The following is a 19,765-nucleotide window of genomic DNA, read 5'->3' as shown; positions in this document are numbered from 1 at the left end:
CATCCCTACCTCCCCCCAAGCCCCATGTCTAGAATTGGTATCCTAATTTTGGCGGCGGGAGCCTCCACCCGTTTGGGACAGCCCAAGCAACTGTTGCCCTACCAGGGCAAGCCGTTAATTCGACACATGGCTGAAGTCGCGATCGCGGCGCAACCCCACGCGCGGATTGGGGTAGGCAAGCAACCCGTTGGGGTTGTTTTGGGGGCCTACGCGGATGTGATTACCCCCCATCTCAGCCAGTTAGATATTCACCTTTTCCATAACCCCCATTGGCAAACGGGCATGGCCAGTTCAATTCAGTGGGGGCTATGCCACCTATTGCGTTATCACTCTGATTGGGAAGCCATTATCCTCATGGTGTGCGATCAACCGTTTGTCTCGTCCTTGGTCATTCAGAACTTAATCAGCGGCTATCAACGGTCCCAAGCGCGCCTCGTTGCCTCGGAATATAGCGGTACTCTCGGCGTCCCAGCACTCTTCCACCAGTGCTTTTTCCCGGATTTATTGGCCCTGCGGGGCGATCGCGGTGCCAAAGCGATCATTCAGCAGCATCGTTCCCGCGTTTTCGCGATTCCCTTTCCGGCGGGGGCTGTTGATATGGATACCCCCCAAGATGTTGCAGAGGTTGCAAAATTCGTAACCGCTCCTCAAGAACGTGTAGTTCCTGTTTAGAGTAAAGAAACCCGAGTATGTTCGGTATGTGACGCTTGTGTCAAAACCCGATCGGGGCCGCTATGCCGATTCAAAACCCTTGGTCATAGTGGGATGTCCTAAACTTTCTGATGACGGAGAACAACGACTGATGAAACGAGGTTTTTGGGTGCGGGGTGCGATCGCGTTAGGTGCGATCGGGATGCTGGCAACCCCAAATATTGCCCGACCCGCCACAGCATTAATGACCCAATCATCCACAACGACGATCGCCCAAGCTAGGAGCAATCGCCGGACCGCCTTACCGCGATCGCTACAGAATGACATTTTGCAAGATATGTCGCGCCGGACCTTGCTCCCCGTCTCGCAACTGCGCATTATGCGGGTTGACGCGGACACGTTTGACGGTTGTCTAGGTGTCGCCCCCAGGGATGGCGCTTGTACCATGATTGCCTTGCCCGGTTGGCGGGTGGCCGTGGCTGGGGGGCAATTTTATTGGTTTTACCATGCCACCACCAGCCAGGGGTTTAAGCTCAATGGTTTCACCAGTGTCCCGATCGCCATTACCCGCGCCGCCTTGCGGGATGCCGCCCAGCGATCGCGCCTCTCCGTGGGTCAATTGCAGGTGAACTGGGTCGAACAAAAAACCTGGAGTAATGGGTGTTTTGATTTGCCCACCGGCGGGGTTTGCACCAGCGCAATGGTGCCCGGTTGGCAGGTGACGATCGCCCACCAACAAAAACGCTGGGTCTATCGCACAGATTCCGGCAACACCGTGCAATTCGATCGAGCCGCCAGTCGGCTATAGGCGTTAGGGCCGTTGAGCCGTTAACCTGCCTGAAGGCAGTTCACCTGAGTCTGTGGCCCGCTAGGAATCCCCGCCGCTTCAGCGCGGGGGCGATGCACATCTTGGTCAATACGCTACATTAGCAGAAAGGCACCTGGACCTGATTCTGGACGGAATGGCAATGTGTATTTGTGTTAACTGCCACTATGTCGATCGTTGCACCACCTACCACGCGGTCGAAGCCCAGCACCAACAACCCCACCTGACGGATGCGCCCACCTTTGAAGCGATCGCCCCCACGATCAATGTCAATATTCGTCAGGATGGCGAATTTATTGAGATGGAATGGGATGTGGTGGGTTGTGAAAGTTTCCAGGAGGAAATGGGGAAGTGGGCCAAACTGCGTCCAGGGGAATTAGTCCCCACCTGAGGTATCGATGAGCTACTGCCTGAATCCCGGCTGTCCCAGTCCCCACACCCCTGATCCTGCCAACTTTTGCCAAGGCTGTGGTACCCGTTTGCGGTTGGCCAACCGTTACCGTGCCCTAAAGCAACTGGGGGAGGGCGGGTTTAGTCGCACCTTTTTGGCGGTGGATGAATACAAACCCTCCCAACCCACCTGTGTGATTAAGCAATTTCTGCCCCAGGTACAGGGAGCCGGAAATTGGGAAAAAGCCGCCGCCCTGTTTGCCCATGAGGCGAAGCAACTCGAAGAACTTGGCTCCCATGCCCAGATCCCGGAACTCTATGCCTATTTTTCCGAGGGCAAGCAGCAATATCTAGTCCAGGAACTCATTGATGGCTTGAATCTGCAACAGGAGCTAGAACAACAGGGGGCCTTCGATGAAGATCAGATTCGCCAGGTTTTGAGTGATCTCCTGCCGGTGCTCCAATATGTCCACGATCGCCAGGTGATCCACCGGGATATCAAACCGGAAAATATTATCCGTCGTCGGGTGGCTCCAACCCCTCCTACAAACAGTAACGGCCAGAATGTGCCTGCGCCAGCCGTGGGCAAGCTGGTCTTGGTGGATTTTGGGGCAGCCAAGTCTGCCACCCACACCGCCCTTGGCAAGGCTGGCACCCGCATCTATAGCCTGGGGTATGCCGCCCCGGAGCAGGAGAAGGGTTGGGCGGTGTTTGCCAGCGATCTCTATAGTTTGGGCGTGACTTGTATTCATTTGCTCACCCAAATTGAGCCATTTAACCTCTACGACAGCAGCGATCGTCGTTGGGTCTGGCGTGATTATCTGCGCACCCCCGTCAGTGCCCAATTGGCCGCCATCCTCGATCGCCTCTTGCAACCCGATCCGGCCCAACGCTATCAAACAGCCGCCGCTGTCCTGGCAGAGTTAAAGAAACTGCCGATCGGGATTCCGGTCGGGGCCGCCACCACCGCAACGGCCACACCCGCTACTTCCCCGTCGCTCATCTCCCGTTTATTGGGGGGAGCACCCAGTCTGCTCCAGGGCAATATGTTATTGAAACTAGGACGCCTAGAGGGGGCGATCGCGGCCTACGATCGGGCAATCCTGGCCAATCCTGAGAATGCCGATGCCTGGTGTCGCAAAGCCGATGCCCTACGGACGCTTAACCAGCCAGCCGAAGCCTTGGGGTGTTATGAACGGGTGGTGCAATTGCAAGCGAATAACTACGAAGCGTGGTGCCATCGGGGGATTTTACTCTTCCGCGTGAAGCAACACGAAGCCGCCTTAGCTAGTTTCGATCGTGCCCTGCAACTGGTGCCCTACTGGTCGCTTGTTTGGTTCTTACGCAGTGCAGCCCTCAAACAGTTAGGCCGATCGAGTGATGCCAAGGCATCGTTTTATAAGGCGCGATCGCTATTGCCAGAAAGTGGGGCACAGCAGGCAGCCATTTTGCTGGAGGCTTGGGAATTAATGTTGGGAGATTAGCGAGATATACTCGAAGTCTATGACTTTATCACCCGCTAGCATGGGCGCAATTTTACTGGCAGGCGGTGCCACGTTTGCCGGTGCTTTACCAGTTCTGTACCTCCGACGGCTCAACGATTGGCTGATTACCGTCTTGCTGGGCTTTGGGGGCGGGGTCATGCTGGCGGCAACTGCGTTTTCCCTGTTGCTCCCTGGCATTGATGCGGCTAGTCAGCGCTATGGGAATCGGTTAGCGGTTGCCCTGGTGATTCTGCTGGGCATTGGGTTCGGAAGTTTAATGCTGGCGCTGATCCACCAGTTTGCCCCCCATGAGCACTTTATTAAGGGTGTCGATTGCCGGAAGGCGAGCCGTCTAGCACGGGTATGGTTATTTATTATCGCGATCGCTCTGCATAATTTTCCCGAAGGGTTGGCCGTAGGTGTGAGCTTTGGCAGTGAGGATGTGCAGACTGGTATGCTGACGGCCCTGGGGATTGGGTTACAAAATTTCCCCGAAGGCTTGATTGTGGCCATGTCGTTGGTTACCGAAGGCTATACGATCGCCTATGCCCTGTGGGTGAGCCTTTTGACGGCCATGATCGAACCCATCGCGAGTTTCCTGGGGTTGGGGATTGTCAGTGTGGCCCAGGCGTCTCTGCCTTGGGCGCTTACCTTTGCGGCGGGGGCGATGTTGTTTGTCATTTGTGATGAAATTATCCCTGAGTCGAATCGACGCGGGCGCGAGAATGAAGGCACGATCGGCATTATTATTGGCTTTACCCTCCTCGTGATTTTGTCGATTCTGTTTGGGGATTAACCGTGCTCAAGCCGCATCCCAGCCGTTGAAGAGGCTTCCCCTTGGTTGCGACTGTATATTAATCTGAGCCGTATACAGCCGTTTCCTCTCTAATGAAGTGCTGTCAAGCCTTGTGAACAAGGGGCTTAAGCCCCTTGTCTGTACCTCACCGGGTATAGAAGTGCTGTAATCTGAGCCGTATATTAAGATAGTCGCGCACCCTCACATCTCGGTATGCAAATCCTTTCCGTTAGCCTGAAAAATTTCAAAGCCCACCGCGATCGTTATTTGGAATTCCAGATGGGGACAAATGCCATCTGCGGGGAAAATGGAGCTGGTAAGACCAGTATTCTCGAAGCGATCGCTTGGACTTTATTTGACTACAGCAGCTACAACAAAGCGGAGTTAATTCGTAAGGGCGCGGCCAGCACCCAGGCGATCGTGACCTTTATCTCCCATCAGGATCACCGGACCTATCGCGTGCGACGTTGTACAAGTAAGGGATATGAAATTTACGATCCTCAAGCCAAAGTCAACCTGGAGATTAAGCGAGTTGAGGAAGAGGTTATACCCTGGCTCCAGAGCCACCTAGGTGTACCCACCCATACGAAATTAGCGGATTTATTTGTCAATATCATTGGTATTCCCCAGGGTACATTTACAGTTGATTTCCTGAAAACGGCTGAACAACGTAAGCGTGTGTTTGATCCCATCCTCAAGGTTGAAGAATACAAAAAAGTCTATAAGGAGAGCCTGCGACTGGAAAATTATGCAAAAGCCCAGGTAGCTGATTTAGAAAGAACGATCGCCGATCTAGACTCCCGTTTAAGTGACTGGCAAACCCTACAGACTCAGTACACCCAGTGTGAGGCTGAGGTGCAGCAGGATGAAAAAATCCTGAGTGATTTAACCACGCAGATTGCTGAATTAACCCAGCAGCTAAGTATGCTGCAAGCGGAAGCCAAAACCCTACAAGGCTATCGCGATACCTTGCAACAGTTAGCCACACAAATCACTAGCCAGATCCAACTGCGGCAGACCCATCAGGAATTACTCGCCAAGGCTCAATCTGCGACAAAACTGTGTCAAATCAATCAGGTTAGCTATGACACCTATCAGGCGGCAGAGCAGGCACTTCAGGCTTTAGCAAAACAGCAAAAACAAGTCCAAACGCTACAGAAACAGCGAGATTTCTGCCAGCAACAACTTAATCAGTTGACGATGCAGATGGCCGAATCCCAAGGTCAAATGCAACGGTTAGCCACCCTGGAACAGGAACTTACCGCATTAACGCCACTCCTACAGCAGCAACAGATCTTGGAAATGGAATTGACTGCGTGCGATCGCCAGCTACAAACCTTTCTGGCTTATCGGAACGATCGCCAATTACTCAGTCGGCAACAAGAGGAACAGCAAACCCGTCTAGCCCAGGTCACGGTCATCTGCGATCGCCTGCAAACCCTAGCGCCGATCGTGGCGACCATTCCTGATTTAGAAGCCCAAGTCGAGCGATATCAGGTTCAACTGGCGCGTCTGGGGGCGGCCCGACAGTTTGAGCAGGAACTACGCGCATTACTAACCTGGGGGGAAACAGAACGCGATCGCTTCGTAGCCCAAATTGAAGCCGTAAAAACCGCCTTCCAAACCTTAGCCACTGCTGCCCAACTAGACAGTCAGATTCGGGAGCAGGTATTAACTGCCCTAGCAACCGGGCAGACCCTAAGCCATGAGTTACTCAGTCACTTAGCCCAAATTTACACTGATCTTCAACATCAAACTAATCCAGAACAGCTACAGGTCCAATTAGCAACGGCCCAGCAAGCCCTAACCCAAGCCTACGATAGCCGTGCCCAGTTCCAAACCTTGCCCGATCACCAGGCCCAACAAACCCAAGTACAGGCAATGTTGCAAGATCTGGCCACCCGCTTGACGGAGTTGGAGGCCGAGCTGGCCCAGGAACCAGCGGTACAACAACAGCGCGATCGCCATTTGGCCGCCCTGCAAGCCCTCAATGACCCCCGTGGCCGCATGGCTCTCCGCCAACAGGAATTACAACACCGAGACGCGATCGCCCAACGCTATGCCCAACAGCAAGCCCAGCAACAGCCACTCACCCAACAGCTTGCTGACTTGGAGCAACAGCTAGCAACCTTTGCCGACTTGGACGATCGCATGGAGCATCAAACCCAAATCAAGCAAGCCTATCAAGCCGGTTACGTGTTATTTATTGAAAATAAAAAAGAAGCTGATCGTCAGACTGAATACCAGGCAACTTATGATGAGATTTGTGCACAAATTGAACGCTTAGAAGCCCAACAAACTGAAGTCCAGACGACCTACGATCGTCTCCTAGAACAGCACGATGCTGAGCGTTTGCAGGTATTACAAGCAGAGATTAGCCAGGCCAACGATCGTAAAAATCAACTCCTAGGAGGGCTGCCCGCTAAACGTGAAAATTGCCAGCGTCTTGCGGCTGAACTGGAACACCGCGCTGCGATCGCGGCCCAATTGCAACAAACTCAACAGGAACTAGCCCAATGCCACCGTATCCGCCAATTTATTAGCGATGCCCGCCAAGTCTATAACCTGGCGGGTCCTCGGATTACCCAGTATTACCTTGCCGAAATCTCCCGCGAGGCCGATCGTCTCTTCCGAGAACTGCTTACCCGGGAGAACGTGGCATTGGAATGGACCCCTGACTACGAAATCCGGGTCCAGGAATCCGGCCATTGGCGTAATTTCAAAAGCCTTTCCGGCGGGGAACAGATGTGTGCCGCCCTCGCCGTCCGCCTCGCCCTGCTGCGAACGCTCGCCGAGATTGATGTCGCTTTTTTCGACGAACCGACTACCAACATGGATCGCCAGCGACGACAACAGCTAGCCGAAGCCCTGACTAATCTCCGCAGTTTTCGCCAGCTATTTGTGATTAGCCATGATGATACGTTTGAAAACCTAACAGAAAATGTGATTCGGCTGCAACGCGAAACTCAGTGATTTGGCAAATTTAATCGAACGTGGAGGATCGCCGTCGCGGCTGTCTCCGGGGTAGGCACCCTGCCTGCCCCACAATTGTTTTTCAGGGTATCCGCTAGACTGTGAGACGTAAAGCCGTCCTGCAAGGACGGGGTTTCAGGCCCAAATTTTTCGATGACTTCTAATACGCTGACCGTCGGGTTGCTTCTCGGACAGGTGCCGGATGGGAGAGTAGCCCTCGATGCCGCCGCTGCTGCGACCACTGCCCCCCTAACGATCGTCCAGGCATTCCTGTTAGGAGTTGTACAAGGACTAACGGAGTTCTTGCCAATTAGCAGCACTGCCCACCTGAAAGTCGTTCCCGTTGTATTGGGATGGGGTGATCCTGGTGTGGCCTTTACGGCGGTGATTCAACTGGGCAGTATTGTGGCGGTCATTGGCTACTTTTGGCGGGATCTCGTCCAGATTACACGGGGGAGCCTGCGTGCCCTGCTCACCCAGCAATATGAAGCCCTGGAATTCCGGATGGCGGTGGGGATTGTTCTGGGGACGATCCCGATCGTGATCGCGGGCCTCTTGATCAAGGTGTTGATCCCCGATTTCGATCGCTCCCCCCTGCGCAGTATGGGCGCGATCGCCCTGGCCTCGATCGTCATGTCCCTGTTGTTAGCAGCCACGGAAAAGTGGGGCAGTCACCAGCGTCAACTCAAGAGCCTGACGGTGTGGGATGGGGTGAGTATGGGGTTGGCCCAAGCCTTGGCCCTGATTCCGGGGGTGTCGCGATCGGGGTCTACCCTAACTGCCGGCTTAGCGATCGGGCTACAACGGGCAGCAGCGGCCCGGTTCTCCTTCTTATTGGGAATTCCAGCGATTACCCTGGCCGGGGTTGTAGAATTGCTAGGTTTGCTCAAGGATAATCCGGGGCAGAATAATCTGCTCGTGTTGGCGGTGGGGGTCATTTCATCAGCGATTTTTTCCTACGTCGCGATCGCCTGGTTATTGCGCTATTTACAAACCCACGATACCTGGGTTTTTGTCTGGTATCGCCTGATCTTTGGCAGCCTGATTCTGTTGGGCATTGCCACAGGCTTGCTCCAAAATCTCTAAGTGGGTGTCTGAAAAGTCCGGAAGCAGGCCGTTTGGGCGACTAAAGTCGCTACTACAAACGTAAAACAACGCCTAGGACAGCCAAAGGTCAAGGCCGTTTTAACCGCGCTCCCTCTTTTACTAAAATAACGGCTCAGAGGTGGGGGGATAACGAGACAGTTGCCCGCTCCTCTAGAAACAGCACCAGTTCCTGCATGGTCTTGAGTTGTTGGACAGCAAGGCAAGCATCCTGATCGGCATCAAACTCCTGACAAAAGTGCTCACAGAGTTCCAAGTGCCAATCAAACCAGCACACTAGTGTCAGGTGCAAATCCTGCTCCAGGTGATCTGTGGGCCAGGTCCGGGCAATTTCTAACCCAGAATAGTCGGTAAGATGGTTATAGACAAACGTTGCCACAGCCTTTGAGACTCCCCGTGGTTGCCAGAAGTGGCTATACCACTCGGTTGGATTCAGAGCCGATCGCTGGGAGAGCCATTGATTCACCTGCTGCCGGATATGCAGATCAGGACTAAGCTCTTGATACGTTTGGAGGCTATATAAAAAATTTTCGAGTCTGCGCCACATAACTGGGAGACTACCCATAGTGATTTACCAGTACACTTTCAGTGTTCCCCGCGCCAGGCAGTTTCACTCTCCTTAGAATTGCGGATTTCCGGGACCGGATTGACTAAATCTCTTAACCTTTTAAACCCGATCCGGCATCCGTGGGCAGAATATACCGTTGCATCACCAGAAATAGCAGCAGAATGGGCGCGATCGAGATCACCGACCCCGCCGCAATCAACCGCCAGTCCAGGGAAAAGGCACTAGCAAGGGTGGCCACCCCCAGCGGCAACGTATACAGTTCCGGGCGATCGAGCAAAATCAACGGCCAGAGAAAATCACTCCAGGCCCCAATAAAGACAAAAATCGCCAGGGTGACGAGGGCAGGCCGGATCGCCGGTAACATGACGTGCCACCATAACCCCAATTCCGTACAGCCATCCATGCGCCCTGCTTCTTCGAGTTCCTTAGGTACGCCTTGAAACGCCTGTCGCAGCAGAAAAATGCCAAAGGCTGACGCGATCGCGGGGAAAATCAGCCCCAGGTAGGTATTGCGCAACCCCAGCCGCACCGCCAGCACATAGAGGGGAATCATCACAATCTGAAACGGGATCAAAATCGTGGCGACGATCACCGTGAAAATGAAATCCCGTCCTCGGAACTGCAACCGGGCTAAGGGATAGGCTGCCAGGGAGCAAAACAGGAGATTGAAGCCCACCGTCAGGACTGAAACCAGCGTACTGTTAAACAGATAGCGGGCGAAGGGATGGGTCTGCCAGACGGTTTGGAAGTTTTGCCACGTGGGACGTTCCGGCAAAAACTGGGGCGGAAATTGGAAAATGTCTTCCGTGGGGGATTTGAGCGATGTACTCACCAGCCACAGGAGGGGCAGTAGCATGACCAGGGCGATCGCCACCAGCAGGATATAGGTCCCGATCATCTGGCCTTGGCCTCGTAAACCCGATCGGCGATCGCTCATGATGGCAAGTCCTCATCCAGGGGACGGGGACGCAACTCACCCGTTAAATCGCTCTCTGCCTCTGGCGGCAGGAATTCCCTGGCGCTAGGGCTGGGAGGCAGGCGATTCTCCGACGGAGACGCGGCGCGAACGCTCCCGTAACGATGGGGATTCCCTTTAGAACTAGGCTGGGTAAAGGTTTTCCAAGCGGCTTTCAGACCGACAACGGCACTCCGAGTTGAGATATGTGCTTTACGAACCTGGCGACGGGTACTGGTGAGACCTTGATCGATCTGCTTGGCCACCTGACCCGCATTTTTAACCCCATCGGTAATATCGTCCGTCAGTTCACTAATTTCTAGGCCCGTCAGACGGATGGCTTCTAAGGTGGGGGGAAATTCACGTCCGAGGGTATCAAATAATTTCTCCGCACTCCGGGCTGCCCGCGCCACTTCCTGGAGGGCTGGAATCGCAGCCACCAGCACCGCCGTTAAGCTCACGGCCACTAGGAGCAAAGAACAGCCAAGCCAGAAAAGGGGATCTGTCACAGCGAAAGCCTCTGGTCACGTTATCTGACATCTACCGCGATTGGCCACCCGTGTTCTGCCGGGAGCAACCGCGATTCTCCTGCGGAGACGCTACGCGAACAGGATAGTGCCAACCGGGGACTAACGCACTTCTGAAGCAGTGGGTTCGGGTTCAGCCTCAAGCTGGGCAATGGCCGCTTGTTCCTGACGGCTGGCTTCTACCCCCGCCGCGATCGCCTCCCGCAGCCGATTGAGGGTACTATCCCAGTTCCGTAGGGCCGTTTCCGACAGCCGATCGGCATGGAGCTGGACGCTACTGGAAAGATCCTCGGCCAATTCGGGCAGGGCATCGGCTGATTTTTTTAGAAACTGGCGAGTTTCCCGGCCCGTGCGGGGAGCCAGCAGCAAGCCCGTAACCGTCCCGATCGCCGCGCCCAGCAGCAAGCCACCGAGGAAGGGGCCAGCACTTTTGTTGGACATGGTTCAGCGTTCCTCAATCCTTTAGCTCAATTATTCCAGTAATAGGCCCGATTGTGGGGGACTGGCGTTCTCTGCTGGCGAATCCTGACATCCCATGCCTGCCCAACGCTTTCTTACCCCAAGCTCCGCCGGATGAGGGGTTGAATCACCGTGACGGCGATCGCGGTAAACCCAGTTAACACGAGCAGAGCCATGCCCAAGGTAATGTCAGCAAAGGGGGCCTGCATCACCACACTGCCCAGACTCCAATCGGGGTGGAGGTAGACATAGCGAATCGGTTCGATCGCATAGCTGAGGGGATTCAAGGTCGCCACCCACTGTAACCAGGACGGCATAAAGGACAGGGGTACCAGCGCTGTGCTGGCAAACAAAAGTGGCAAATTAGTCACGAAAATGACTGCCAACAATTCAATATGCCCCGGCAGGGAAAAAGCTAATCCCAAACTGAGGGCTGTCACGGCTAGGACCAGGAGCGTCACGACCAGAGCCACCAACCCCAGGCCCAAAGGACCGGGTAATCCCGTTCCCAAAGCAACCCCCGTGGCCACGATCGCCGCTGTTTGAATCAAGCTGAGGGTAGTAATAAAAATCGCGGAGGCCAGGACGATCGAGAACCGGGAAGCCAGGGGCGCAACCAGAAGCCGATTAAGGAAGCCAAATTCGCGATCGAACATGACGGGTAATCCCGCATTCAGGGCACCCCCAAAGGTGGTAAACACAATAATGCCTGCCCCTAGGAACTGGCCGTAGTTCTGGCTTTCCCCGAATAAACCTTCCGGCACGTTCTGAAACAGCGCTCCAAACAGGATCAGCCACATCAACGGTTGGATCACCCCGGCGATCAGCGTAGACGGTCGCCGTTGGAGTTGAATAAATAAACGCCGTGTCAGGGCTGCCGTTTCCTGAAAGAACGCCCCAGAAAATATGCCGGGGAGCGTGGTTGCGACTGGCGCGATCGCCGATTGCGGGACCGAGGCACCGGATGCAGGAGAAGGGGTCACACTTGAACTCATAGGTCTTACCAATTACAAGGAGAGATATGAATGTCAGCCAGCAAATTCAGCCTACTCATACTGAGGTGAAGCTAACAATACGAAAGGACGTTAACATCTCGATTTGGGTACATCTTATTGGTAGCGATTCTTTCCCTTGCTAAAGTCCCAGGACATACGTTGTGCTAACAACCGACAACACCCCTACTTTTTCTTTGCTTTCTGCTTCCCCCCTGCCTGACCCTCCGCCGCCGCTAACTCCGCATCCAGCAGCGTCCGCCCCGTGGCCGCCAGGTAAACATCATCCAAGCTGGGGCGGGATTGGGCAATCCCAAACACGGGCAGTTGGGCCGCCTGTAATGCTGCCTGAACTAAGCTCAGGGCATCATCCTGCGGGGTTACGACCAGATTCAGGGAATTCCCCTGGGCACGGTTGATAATCACCTCCTGGACAAAGGGCAACCCTTGCAGCACGGTCTTTGCCGTAGTGGCTTCTTCCGGATCGGTGAACTCGCGCAGCCGCAGGGTAATGCGATCGCCCCCTACCTGATCCTTCAATTCACCCGGTGTCCCACAGGCAATCACCGTCCCCTGATCGATAATCGCCACCCGATCGGCGAGGGCATCGACTTCCTCTAGGTAATGGCTGGTGAGCAGGATCGTCATCCCCTGCGATCGCAATTGGCGCAGGAACGCCCACACGGCCACCCGACTTTCGATATCCAGCCCCACCGTCGGCTCATCCAACACCAGCACCTTGGGTTGATGCAATAACCCCGACGCCAGATCCAACCGCTTCCGAATCCCGCCGGAATAGGTCCCAGTTTTGCGATCGGCCCAGTCGGTAATGCCCAGTAAATTGAGAACCTGGGTAATGCGATCGGGAATGACCGCACGCGGGAGGTGATAGAGCGCCGCCTGAAGTTCCAGCAATTCGCGCCCGGTCAGCATCTTATCCAGCGCCACTTCCTGGGCCACATAGCCCAACTGCTGCCGCACCGCCTTGGGATGCTCCACAACGGAAAGGCCCGCCACCTCTAGGCGACCCGCATCCGGTTGGGTCAGGGTACACAAACAGCGCAGCGTGGTGGTTTTCCCCGCCCCATTGGGACCCAGTAGGCCAAAGATCTCCCCCGGTTCAATTTGGAGGGACACATCCTTGACTGCCGCCACGTCCCCATACCGTTTTTGCAGCTTCTCAATTAACACCGCCGCCGCCATAATATCAATCCCGCAATATTTCAATCCCGCAATCAGGATTTTAGCAATACTTTACGCTTAACATTCCCAAGAGCTATTCTGCCACACTTCCTTTGGTGAAGCCGTTTAGGCGGCCAGACAACCGGTTATGGCCATCCTGTTTATGGCTACCCTGTGGCCCGCTTGCGATCGTCCTGGCCTCTCCCACTCACCTATCCCGATCGCCCAAGTCACCCGATCTGGTGTAGCGAACTTCCAGGAACATAGACAACAATGGAGAACAACTCAGTCTTGGCAGATTGCGGCTGAACGCGTGGGATAGCCGTCTGTGCATATCTAGGACGCCGCTGTAGCGCAATGCTCGCACTCGCCTTCCTAATTCCCCATTCCCGATTCCCGGTTCCCTATGTCCCTAACCTTTACCAACCGTGCTCAGGAAATTACCTATCGCAAAGTGGATGACTACCTGCGTCAATCCGCGTTTTTTAAGAATGCGTGCCGATCAGATCCTGATCGCCCCCACTTTACCCTGCGCTATGGTTCAACGATGGTTGAAGTCGAAGTGCTGCCCTGGGAGGTTCATCCTTGGGAAGAACGGGATCTGGCCATCGTCCGAGCTTCCAGTTGCGTCACCATCGGCAGTGGGATTGACTGCGAACTGATGCATTACCTGCTCGCAGAAAACCGCCGTATGCGCTTTGGGGCCTTTCACCTCGATGAAGCCAACCAGGTCATTTTTGCCCATACCGTTCTCGGTGGCGAAAATATGGATCTGCTGGAGTTGCAAACCTGCATCCTCTCGGTCGTGACGATTGCCGATACCTATGATGACCTGATCGTCGCGAAATTTGGCGGCAAGCGCTTTAAGGAGTCGTTGGCGGCTGCGATCGTGGACGAACCGGTTGCAGGATAACCAGGGTACTGCCCACTACCGGACTACGGGCCAGCAAGGTGCCCCTCCGATCGCGCAGTTCCAACCGCACAAAATCAAGACGGCGAGCCTGGGACAGCAATTCAGCCCCTAGCCGTTCCTGGCGATTCAGGTCGAGGCTATACCACTCATCGCTGACTGTTACCACTAGCCGACCTTGGGGGAAATTGGCCTGGACTGATTGGACTAACCCATCGGCATACTGCACCGAAACTTCAGCAATATCACTTTGAATGGCCGCCAGCAGGCTTTGTTCGGGTGTTAGTTCGGCAGGCGGTGGGGGAGCTGGTGGGGAGACAGGTTTGGGTTCGGGGCGGCGCGCCGGCTCCGCAACAGGGGGCGCGATCGGCGTAGATGCCGGCTCTGGGGGAGCCGTGGCAACTGGGGTTGGGGTTTGGTCACAGGGGGGGCATGTGGCTACGCTAGGGGCAAGGGGAGCCGTGGCCACCGTTGGCTTACCGGGCAAGACACTGAGCACCAACCCGATGCCCACGACCACCACGGCCAGGGTAATGCCAGTTAAAACCGCATCCGAAAGCGTCTGTTGGACCCCTGAGGGTAAGCGACGCCGAATTCTCAGCAGGAGTTGCCGCCAGAGGATCTGGAGGGGAATGGCGATTGCCTGAAACCAGCTACCCACCTGGGAGCGCGGGGCAGGGCGGGTTTCCAGGGCTGCGATGATTTCATCCAGCAGGGCGATCGTGCGCCGTAATTGGCGACTCAGCCAACGGTTTGCGCCAGATGGACGGCGATCGTTACCGTCCCCCAAGGGTGGCTCAGCCGTAGAAGAGTCGGAGGGCTGTTCCTGTAACGGATCTTCATCGGAGAACGACATCGTACCCTCTCAGAATGCACAAGCAAGTCGCGAAGTCGATCCCCCAACCCCGCGATCGCATCGGGTCAGGGTTGCAACTTCCAGCCCCAATGTATCATCTTGGTGATTCCCGTAGTATTGACGCTGTCGGCCATCCGGTTTGGAGCGCAACAGGAGAACCCTACTGCTTGCCGCGATGCTAGTTCTCCTTGGCCACGACTAACGCCCCTCTTCTAAGAGTTGACCGCGTTTCCAAAGATAGCCCGATAGCCAATTGGTGGAAATATGGGCTAGGACCGGTACCAGCAGGTTGCCAGTGACGATCGCACTAAACCCAAAGAGTAAACCAATCACCGTTGCCCAAATCGCATAGGGCCATTGCTGCCGCCCACTCAGGTGTAATATGCCGAAGCAGAGGCTGGAGAGTACCACCGCGATCGGCGTTAGCCCCCAGGCCGACAGCATCACGCCCCGGAACAGAAGTTCTTCACTTAGACCTGGTAACAGCCCCAGCCAGACTAAGTCCGTCAAGGTCAGGGGCTTCAACACCAAAGCCAGGTAATAGTCAGCACTTTGGCGATAGGCTCCCCAGAATTGATACACCAGAGAACTGGCTATCGTCACCCCCATGCCTAACCCTAAGCCGGCCAGGATAGCGGTTCCTTGCCAGGTGATCGCTAACAGATCGACGTGCCCAAATTGCAGCCACAGCTTGGCAATGACCAAGAGAACAACAGCAGTACTTCCCATTGCCACCAGGATTTGGGTACGGGTCAGGGGTTCGAGTTCCGGTAGATTCGAGTGCTGGTTAGCCACGGGCAATAGCGGGTTCCGCTAAGATGACGGTGTTCCTCTAGTGTACCGCTAGGTGCCGTAGAGCTAGCCGGGACTGGCTTGGGTTGCGCATGGGCCCCTTCGCCGGATGGCTGCCTAGTTGATAGATACCCCCCGCGATGAGCATCATGACTCCCCTACGGGCATAACCCCTCAAGGGGGGGCTGACGATGCTCTGGAGATGCTCTGGAGCTTCAGCCATTGCCCTAGCCAAAAACCGAGGGCCTCGCACCAGAGCCAGCTTGGCTCATTATGTAAGCATATTGCCGCCCGTGAAAGGGTTCTCGTGATCGTGTCATGCCTGTTGTCGCGATCGGATCAGGACAGGGATGGCAATACGGTGGCGGTTACTCTATTGTGGCGAACGGATAGGGCATGGAGCGGCTAAGGGTTGGATCTGCGCCAAGTGGGGACGTAGCGCGAGGGGACTAATGCCCGCCCGATCGCAGGCCAGGACACCGATCGCTTCCAAATAGGAGTTAACCGCGATCGCCCGTATCCCCAGGGAAGCTGCGGTTACCTGCATCGTCGTCTGGTTTTCGGCCACGGTAATGATGCGAGTCGTGCGATCACTCAGGCTCATGAGGGCGCGACTGCCACAGGCATCGGCAGGCACGATCGCGGCATTAATCTGATCGGCCCAAATTTCTCCGGCTAAACCTGCCGAGTTTGCTGTTCCCTGGGACTGGGTGACAAACTGGGGTGCCCGACTCAGACCCGCCAGCACGCAGGGCAAAAAGGTATAGCCCAACTCCTCCGCCGCCGATCGCGGGGCTAAATTTGGCTCCAAGGGCAAGGGCCGCAACGCGGGTGCGTGGGCACAGGGAATCTGGAACTGGCGGACCACCAAATGACTGATCACCGCCTCCGCCCCACCGAGGGGATCAACGCCTTGGCCCTGGCGATAGTTCTGAAGCGCTGCACTGCCCTCGTCATCGGGGAAACGGGCCACCACCGCAATCGCCGTCGCCCCCACCTGCTGGATCAGCGTAGCCGCCGCCCGCAGCAAACTATCCGGATTGGCGATCGTGCCCCAAGTCGCCCCAGAAGTTGCTGTACACAGGGTCACACCGAGGGGCTGATCAGTGATGACATAATCGGTTAAGTCCAAACCCAAGGTGGCTCTGGCCGCATCCGCTGCCTGTAACTGCCGCCACCGCAGATCCGGCTCGATCGCGGCATCTAAAACCAACCCAATTCGATGACCGGGGACAGGCCGCAAGCCCCACTCGCCTGCTGCAACCTGATCGAGGCCATATCCTTCCACATAGAGCGCATTGGGCAGGGGCCAATATAGATGTGCCCCATTTAAGACATTGGGGTGAGTAATCAGGCAATCCACCGTCGCCGCGATCGCCCGTGCCACTGGCAACGCATCCCCCGCATACCCCCCGATCGTTGCGCCAATCCCCGTGGGAACCAGCAGGAGTGCCGTATAGGGAGGGGAGACAGACTGCCGACTCAAGCGGGAACTAGGGTAGGCGCAATCTCGGTGCTGACCTCGCCAATGGTCACGATCGCCTCCACCAACACCGTTTGCTGTTCAAGATTCACCGCCGTGACTGCCCAACGCAGGGGGTTTCCCTGTTGGACAAGGGCGGCTTCAATGACCTGCTGCATGGCTGAGGGGGAATCTTGCAGCGGGACTTCTGCCGTCACCAGATGGGTAACCATAACCACCATCCCTACTTCATGACTTCTGGAACTGCCCAAACTGGAGTTGATAAACCGTATCTTCTTTCTCAGTTTCAATCTTCAGATCGGAACGGGGATAGGAAACACACAACAAGGCGTAGCCCTGTTTTTGCAACTCTGGACTAATGCCCATGCCATCGCCTTGGTCCACTGTGCCCTCTAGGAGCAGGGCAGCACAGGTCGTACACACGCCCGCATTGCAAGAACTGGGTAAGCTCAGCCCCGCCGCTTCGGCAGCCTGCAAAATGGTCTGATCAGCAGCCACTTCAAGGGTGTAGCTCTGGCCTTGGTGATGAATTTGGGCTGTATAGGTTTGGGTCATAACAACATCGTTAAACCATGATCAGTCAACCCCCACCCACCCTAGCCGAGGCGAGTGATGGCAACTTCAGTTCCTATTTTCCCACACGGTCTTGAACGCCGTGCGATCGGTAAGGTTGATCTTCAGATCGACTTAATTTTCTATGGCCGAGGGCAACTGGACGGACAAGGCCGCGATCGTGTCAACCGTGGGGGGCCGATTTGGGTTTACCGCATCTTGGTAGAAAGGATGCTGGGCCAAGCGATCGTGACAGGCGCGTAACCAATCTTGCCAATTACCGCCCCGCCACAGGCGAATGGTGCGATCGGCGCTTCCCGTCGCAATCATCTGGCCATCTGGGCTAAAGACTACCGTCGTTACAAAATCGGCATGGGCCAGCCACGGCGACCCTAGCAAGGCTTGCCCGACGACATCCCACAGGCAAACATGCCCATCACTACGCCCAATGAGGATTTGGTCGCCATTCGGGCTAAAGGCAAGGCTTGTCAGCAGCGGTGGGGCTTCTGCGGGAGCAGCCATCCGGGGGGCGATCGTCCCGCTTGGGTAGAAGTTGGCAATGGCTTCCCCTTGGGGACTCCAAAACCGCAGGTAACCATCCCGTCCAGCAGAGGCAATCAAACTGCCATCAGGGCTAATCGCGACTGCCGTGACGGCTGCCGTGTGCCCGTGGGAGGGGGACACCAAAGGGTGACCATGCGGGTCCCAGATGCGTAGGGTGCCGTCGGTACTGGCGGAAACGAAGTAACGACCATCGGGGCTAAACGCCAAGGCGGCAACATAATTGCTATGCCCAGGGTACCGCAGGTCGCTACTCTGGGTACGCAAATCCCATCTGTGGAGATAACCATTGGCACTGCCCGCCCACACCCAATGACCATCCGGGCTGAAGGCTACGCAGGCGATCGCGGCCTCCGGGACGATCGTATACTGCTGAACACAGTCTCCAGTCAGGGTCCACAGGCACACCGTACCATCCCAACTGCCGGAGGCAATCCGGTCGCCCGCCGGGTTAAAGGCAACCGCTGCCACAAAATCGGTATGGCCCTCCCAGCAAGCAGGTGCCGTCTCTCCCTGAAGATCCCACAGTCGCAGGGTGCGATCCCAGCCGCCGGATACCAACCGCGTCCCATCGGGGCTAATCGCGATCGCCTCAATGAGGTCCGTGTGCCCCCGCAGGTCAGGCCCCAACCGGTTGCCCCACACATCCCAGCACCGGATTGTACCGTCACTACTCGCCGACCAGGCTTGGCGACCACTGGGATGAAAGACCACCGCTTCCACCTGATCCTGATGGCCAAGGAGCGGCGGCCCCATCGCATTGCCCCAACAATCCCACAGCCGCAGGGTCATGTCAGCACTTCCGGATAGGATCAGGGTACCATCGGGGCTAAAGGCAACCGTTTCGACGCTATCCGTATGTCCCTGGAGGGGAGGGCCAATGGCTTGCCCCTGGCGATTCCACAAACGCAAGGTGCCATCACTACTGGCCGAGACGATCAGTTGGCCGTCCGGGCTAAAGGCCAGATCGGTGATCGTTGCCGTGTGGGCTGTGACTAGGGGCTGTACCACCTGGCCTGCCCAGTTCCAAAAGGTGAGGGTACCCTTGGCACTACCGGCCACGATCAGAGTGCCATCGGGGCTAACCGCCACGGCGGTTCCCAGGCCGGGATACCCGGTCATCGGCAACCCCACGGGTTGACCCTGGCGATCCCACAGGCGCAAGCTACCATCCACGCTGGCCGACACAATGCGTTGACCATCGGGACTAAAGGCAACTGCGGTCACAAAGTCGGTGTGGCCTAGGCAGGGATCGGCGATCGCGTGACCTGCCCAATCCCAAATCCGGAGGGTCCCATCCCAACTTCCAGAGACGATCAGTTCCCCATCCGGGCTAAGGGCGATCGCCGCCACCGCATCCGTGTGACCCAGCATGGGGGGGATGCCTGCCTGCCCCTGTCGATCCCAGCACTGTACTGTACCATCGGCTCCCCCCAAAACCAGCCAGCACCCATTGGCACTCATGGCTAGGGACTGGACGGCATCCTGCTGTGTCCCAAAACACTGCTGTTCACGGGCAATCTCTAGGACCTGTCGCAGTAACCCCTGTACAGGCACGGGGCTGGCAGCGGGGAATCCTGGGGCCGGGGCCTGCACCGCCGCCAACACCAACTTTGCCCCCTCTAGGGGATGGGTGGTGAGGTAATCTGCCAGTTGGGACAGTTGAGTGACGGCATGGGGGTGGACGGGTAGGGCCGCCACGGC

General features: G+C 56.3%; 20 protein-coding genes. 8 read left to right on the top strand and 12 right to left on the bottom strand.

The features are described from left to right. Window positions 1–24: 24 nt before the first annotated feature. From ACWIUF_RS02075 to ACWIUF_RS02045, 7 genes are all read left to right on the top strand, one after another. Window positions 25–672 carry a nucleotidyltransferase family protein gene (locus ACWIUF_RS02075; protein ID WP_448570516.1) on the top strand — a complete coding sequence of 216 codons (648 nt, stop codon included), beginning with the start codon at window positions 25–27 and terminating at the stop codon, window positions 670–672. A gap of 130 nt (window positions 673–802) precedes the next feature. Further along, window positions 803–1,459 (top strand): hypothetical protein, encoded by a 657-nt coding sequence (locus tag ACWIUF_RS02070; RefSeq protein ID WP_448570515.1) that lies wholly within the window; start codon window positions 803–805, stop codon window positions 1,457–1,459. 160 nt (window positions 1,460–1,619) lie between these two features. Further along, window positions 1,620–1,868: a Ycf34 family protein gene (locus tag ACWIUF_RS02065; protein WP_448570514.1), complete on the top strand. Its 249-nt coding sequence runs from the start codon at window positions 1,620–1,622 to the stop codon at window positions 1,866–1,868. 7 nt (window positions 1,869–1,875) lie between these two features. After that, window positions 1,876–3,351, top strand: coding sequence for a protein kinase domain-containing protein (locus tag ACWIUF_RS02060; protein ID WP_448570513.1), 1,476 nt, complete (start codon window positions 1,876–1,878; stop codon window positions 3,349–3,351). A gap of 19 nt (window positions 3,352–3,370) precedes the next feature. Beyond that, complete coding sequence (locus ACWIUF_RS02055) at window positions 3,371–4,147, top strand: ZIP family metal transporter (RefSeq protein ID WP_448570512.1); 777 nt, start codon at window positions 3,371–3,373, stop codon at window positions 4,145–4,147. Between the two features lie 213 nt (window positions 4,148–4,360). After that, on the top strand, window positions 4,361–7,120 hold the full coding sequence (locus ACWIUF_RS02050; protein ID WP_448570511.1) for an AAA family ATPase: 2,760 nt from the start codon (window positions 4,361–4,363) through the stop codon (window positions 7,118–7,120). A gap of 153 nt (window positions 7,121–7,273) precedes the next feature. After that, window positions 7,274–8,206, top strand: coding sequence for an undecaprenyl-diphosphate phosphatase (locus ACWIUF_RS02045; protein ID WP_448570510.1), 933 nt, complete (start codon window positions 7,274–7,276; stop codon window positions 8,204–8,206). A 133-nt stretch (window positions 8,207–8,339) separates the two neighbouring features. Here the strand turns inward: ACWIUF_RS02045 and ACWIUF_RS02040 are convergent, their stop codons facing one another. From ACWIUF_RS02040 to ACWIUF_RS02015, 6 genes are all read right to left on the bottom strand, one after another. Further along, window positions 8,340–8,771, bottom strand: coding sequence for a hypothetical protein (locus tag ACWIUF_RS02040; RefSeq protein ID WP_448570509.1), 432 nt, complete (start codon window positions 8,769–8,771; stop codon window positions 8,340–8,342). Between the two features lie 112 nt (window positions 8,772–8,883). Beyond that, on the bottom strand, window positions 8,884–9,729 hold the full coding sequence (locus tag ACWIUF_RS02035) for a carbohydrate ABC transporter permease (RefSeq protein WP_448570508.1): 846 nt from the start codon (window positions 9,727–9,729) through the stop codon (window positions 8,884–8,886). Beyond that, window positions 9,726–10,256, bottom strand: coding sequence for a DUF948 domain-containing protein (locus ACWIUF_RS02030; protein WP_448570507.1), 531 nt, complete (start codon window positions 10,254–10,256; stop codon window positions 9,726–9,728). Before ACWIUF_RS02030 ends, ACWIUF_RS02035 begins: the two co-directional genes overlap by 4 nt. 120 nt (window positions 10,257–10,376) lie before the next feature. Continuing rightward, window positions 10,377–10,715 carry a YtxH domain-containing protein gene (locus ACWIUF_RS02025; RefSeq protein WP_448570506.1) on the bottom strand — a complete coding sequence of 113 codons (339 nt, stop codon included), beginning with the start codon at window positions 10,713–10,715 and terminating at the stop codon, window positions 10,377–10,379. A gap of 113 nt (window positions 10,716–10,828) precedes the next feature. Next, entirely contained in the window at window positions 10,829–11,728 is a 900-nt protein-coding gene (locus tag ACWIUF_RS02020) for an ABC transporter permease (RefSeq protein WP_448570505.1), read from the bottom strand. Between the two features lie 183 nt (window positions 11,729–11,911). Further along, window positions 11,912–12,952: an ATP-binding cassette domain-containing protein gene (locus ACWIUF_RS02015; protein ID WP_448570504.1), complete on the bottom strand. Its 1,041-nt coding sequence runs from the start codon at window positions 12,950–12,952 to the stop codon at window positions 11,912–11,914. Window positions 12,953–13,313: 361 nt separating this feature from the next. On the opposite strand from ACWIUF_RS02015, the gene ACWIUF_RS02010 reads away from it, so the two are divergent. Next, on the top strand, window positions 13,314–13,820 hold the full coding sequence (locus tag ACWIUF_RS02010) for a T3SS (YopN, CesT) and YbjN peptide-binding chaperone 1 (protein WP_448570503.1): 507 nt from the start codon (window positions 13,314–13,316) through the stop codon (window positions 13,818–13,820). Here the strand turns inward: ACWIUF_RS02010 and ACWIUF_RS02005 are convergent. The 6 genes from ACWIUF_RS02005 to ACWIUF_RS01980 all read right to left on the bottom strand — a co-directional run. Next, window positions 13,771–14,673, bottom strand: a complete 903-nt coding sequence (locus ACWIUF_RS02005; RefSeq protein WP_448570502.1) for a hypothetical protein — start codon at window positions 14,671–14,673, stop codon at window positions 13,771–13,773. The two genes, ACWIUF_RS02010 and ACWIUF_RS02005, sit on opposite strands and share 50 nt — an antisense overlap. Before the next feature lie 198 nt (window positions 14,674–14,871). Next, window positions 14,872–15,468, bottom strand: a complete 597-nt coding sequence (locus ACWIUF_RS02000; protein ID WP_448570501.1) for a CPBP family intramembrane glutamic endopeptidase — start codon at window positions 15,466–15,468, stop codon at window positions 14,872–14,874. Between the two features lie 370 nt (window positions 15,469–15,838). Next, entirely contained in the window at window positions 15,839–16,951 is a 1,113-nt protein-coding gene (locus ACWIUF_RS01995; RefSeq protein ID WP_448570500.1) for a DUF3326 domain-containing protein, read from the bottom strand. Next, a complete protein-coding gene (locus tag ACWIUF_RS01990) occupies window positions 16,948–17,160 on the bottom strand; it encodes a hypothetical protein (RefSeq protein WP_448570499.1) in 213 nt (70 codons plus the stop codon). Before ACWIUF_RS01990 ends, ACWIUF_RS01995 begins: the two co-directional genes overlap by 4 nt. Before the next feature lie 16 nt (window positions 17,161–17,176). Continuing rightward, window positions 17,177–17,503 carry a 2Fe-2S iron-sulfur cluster-binding protein gene (locus ACWIUF_RS01985; RefSeq protein WP_448570498.1) on the bottom strand — a complete coding sequence of 109 codons (327 nt, stop codon included), beginning with the start codon at window positions 17,501–17,503 and terminating at the stop codon, window positions 17,177–17,179. 132 nt (window positions 17,504–17,635) lie between these two features. After that, on the bottom strand, window positions 17,636–19,765 hold a 2,130-nt coding region (locus ACWIUF_RS01980), incomplete at its 5' end, for a WD40 repeat domain-containing protein (RefSeq protein WP_448570497.1).

Source organism: Trichothermofontia sp. (genome assembly GCF_053493415.1).
Note: the sequence above shows the minus strand (reverse complement) of the source record. Positions and strands in the feature narration are given on the sequence as shown.

Coding starts and splice junctions, on each gene's coding strand:
- ACWIUF_RS02020 (WP_448570505.1), bottom strand. CDS start 11,728: ATGAGTTCAAGTGTGACCCCTTCTCCTGCATCCGGTGCCTCGGTCCCG.
- ACWIUF_RS02065 (WP_448570514.1), top strand. CDS start 1,620: ATGTGTATTTGTGTTAACTGCCACTATGTCGATCGTTGCACCACCTAC.
- ACWIUF_RS02055 (WP_448570512.1), top strand. CDS start 3,371: ATGACTTTATCACCCGCTAGCATGGGCGCAATTTTACTGGCAGGCGGT.
- ACWIUF_RS01985 (WP_448570498.1), bottom strand. CDS start 17,503: ATGACCCAAACCTATACAGCCCAAATTCATCACCAAGGCCAGAGCTAC.
- ACWIUF_RS02045 (WP_448570510.1), top strand. CDS start 7,274: ATGACTTCTAATACGCTGACCGTCGGGTTGCTTCTCGGACAGGTGCCG.
- ACWIUF_RS02005 (WP_448570502.1), bottom strand. CDS start 14,673: ATGTCGTTCTCCGATGAAGATCCGTTACAGGAACAGCCCTCCGACTCT.
- ACWIUF_RS02010 (WP_448570503.1), top strand. CDS start 13,314: ATGTCCCTAACCTTTACCAACCGTGCTCAGGAAATTACCTATCGCAAA.
- ACWIUF_RS01990 (WP_448570499.1), bottom strand. CDS start 17,160: ATGGTTACCCATCTGGTGACGGCAGAAGTCCCGCTGCAAGATTCCCCC.
- ACWIUF_RS02040 (WP_448570509.1), bottom strand. CDS start 8,771: ATGTGGCGCAGACTCGAAAATTTTTTATATAGCCTCCAAACGTATCAA.
- ACWIUF_RS02075 (WP_448570516.1), top strand. CDS start 25: ATGTCTAGAATTGGTATCCTAATTTTGGCGGCGGGAGCCTCCACCCGT.
- ACWIUF_RS02035 (WP_448570508.1), bottom strand. CDS start 9,729: ATGAGCGATCGCCGATCGGGTTTACGAGGCCAAGGCCAGATGATCGGG.
- ACWIUF_RS02025 (WP_448570506.1), bottom strand. CDS start 10,715: ATGTCCAACAAAAGTGCTGGCCCCTTCCTCGGTGGCTTGCTGCTGGGC.
- ACWIUF_RS02070 (WP_448570515.1), top strand. CDS start 803: ATGAAACGAGGTTTTTGGGTGCGGGGTGCGATCGCGTTAGGTGCGATC.
- ACWIUF_RS02050 (WP_448570511.1), top strand. CDS start 4,361: ATGCAAATCCTTTCCGTTAGCCTGAAAAATTTCAAAGCCCACCGCGAT.
- ACWIUF_RS02060 (WP_448570513.1), top strand. CDS start 1,876: ATGAGCTACTGCCTGAATCCCGGCTGTCCCAGTCCCCACACCCCTGAT.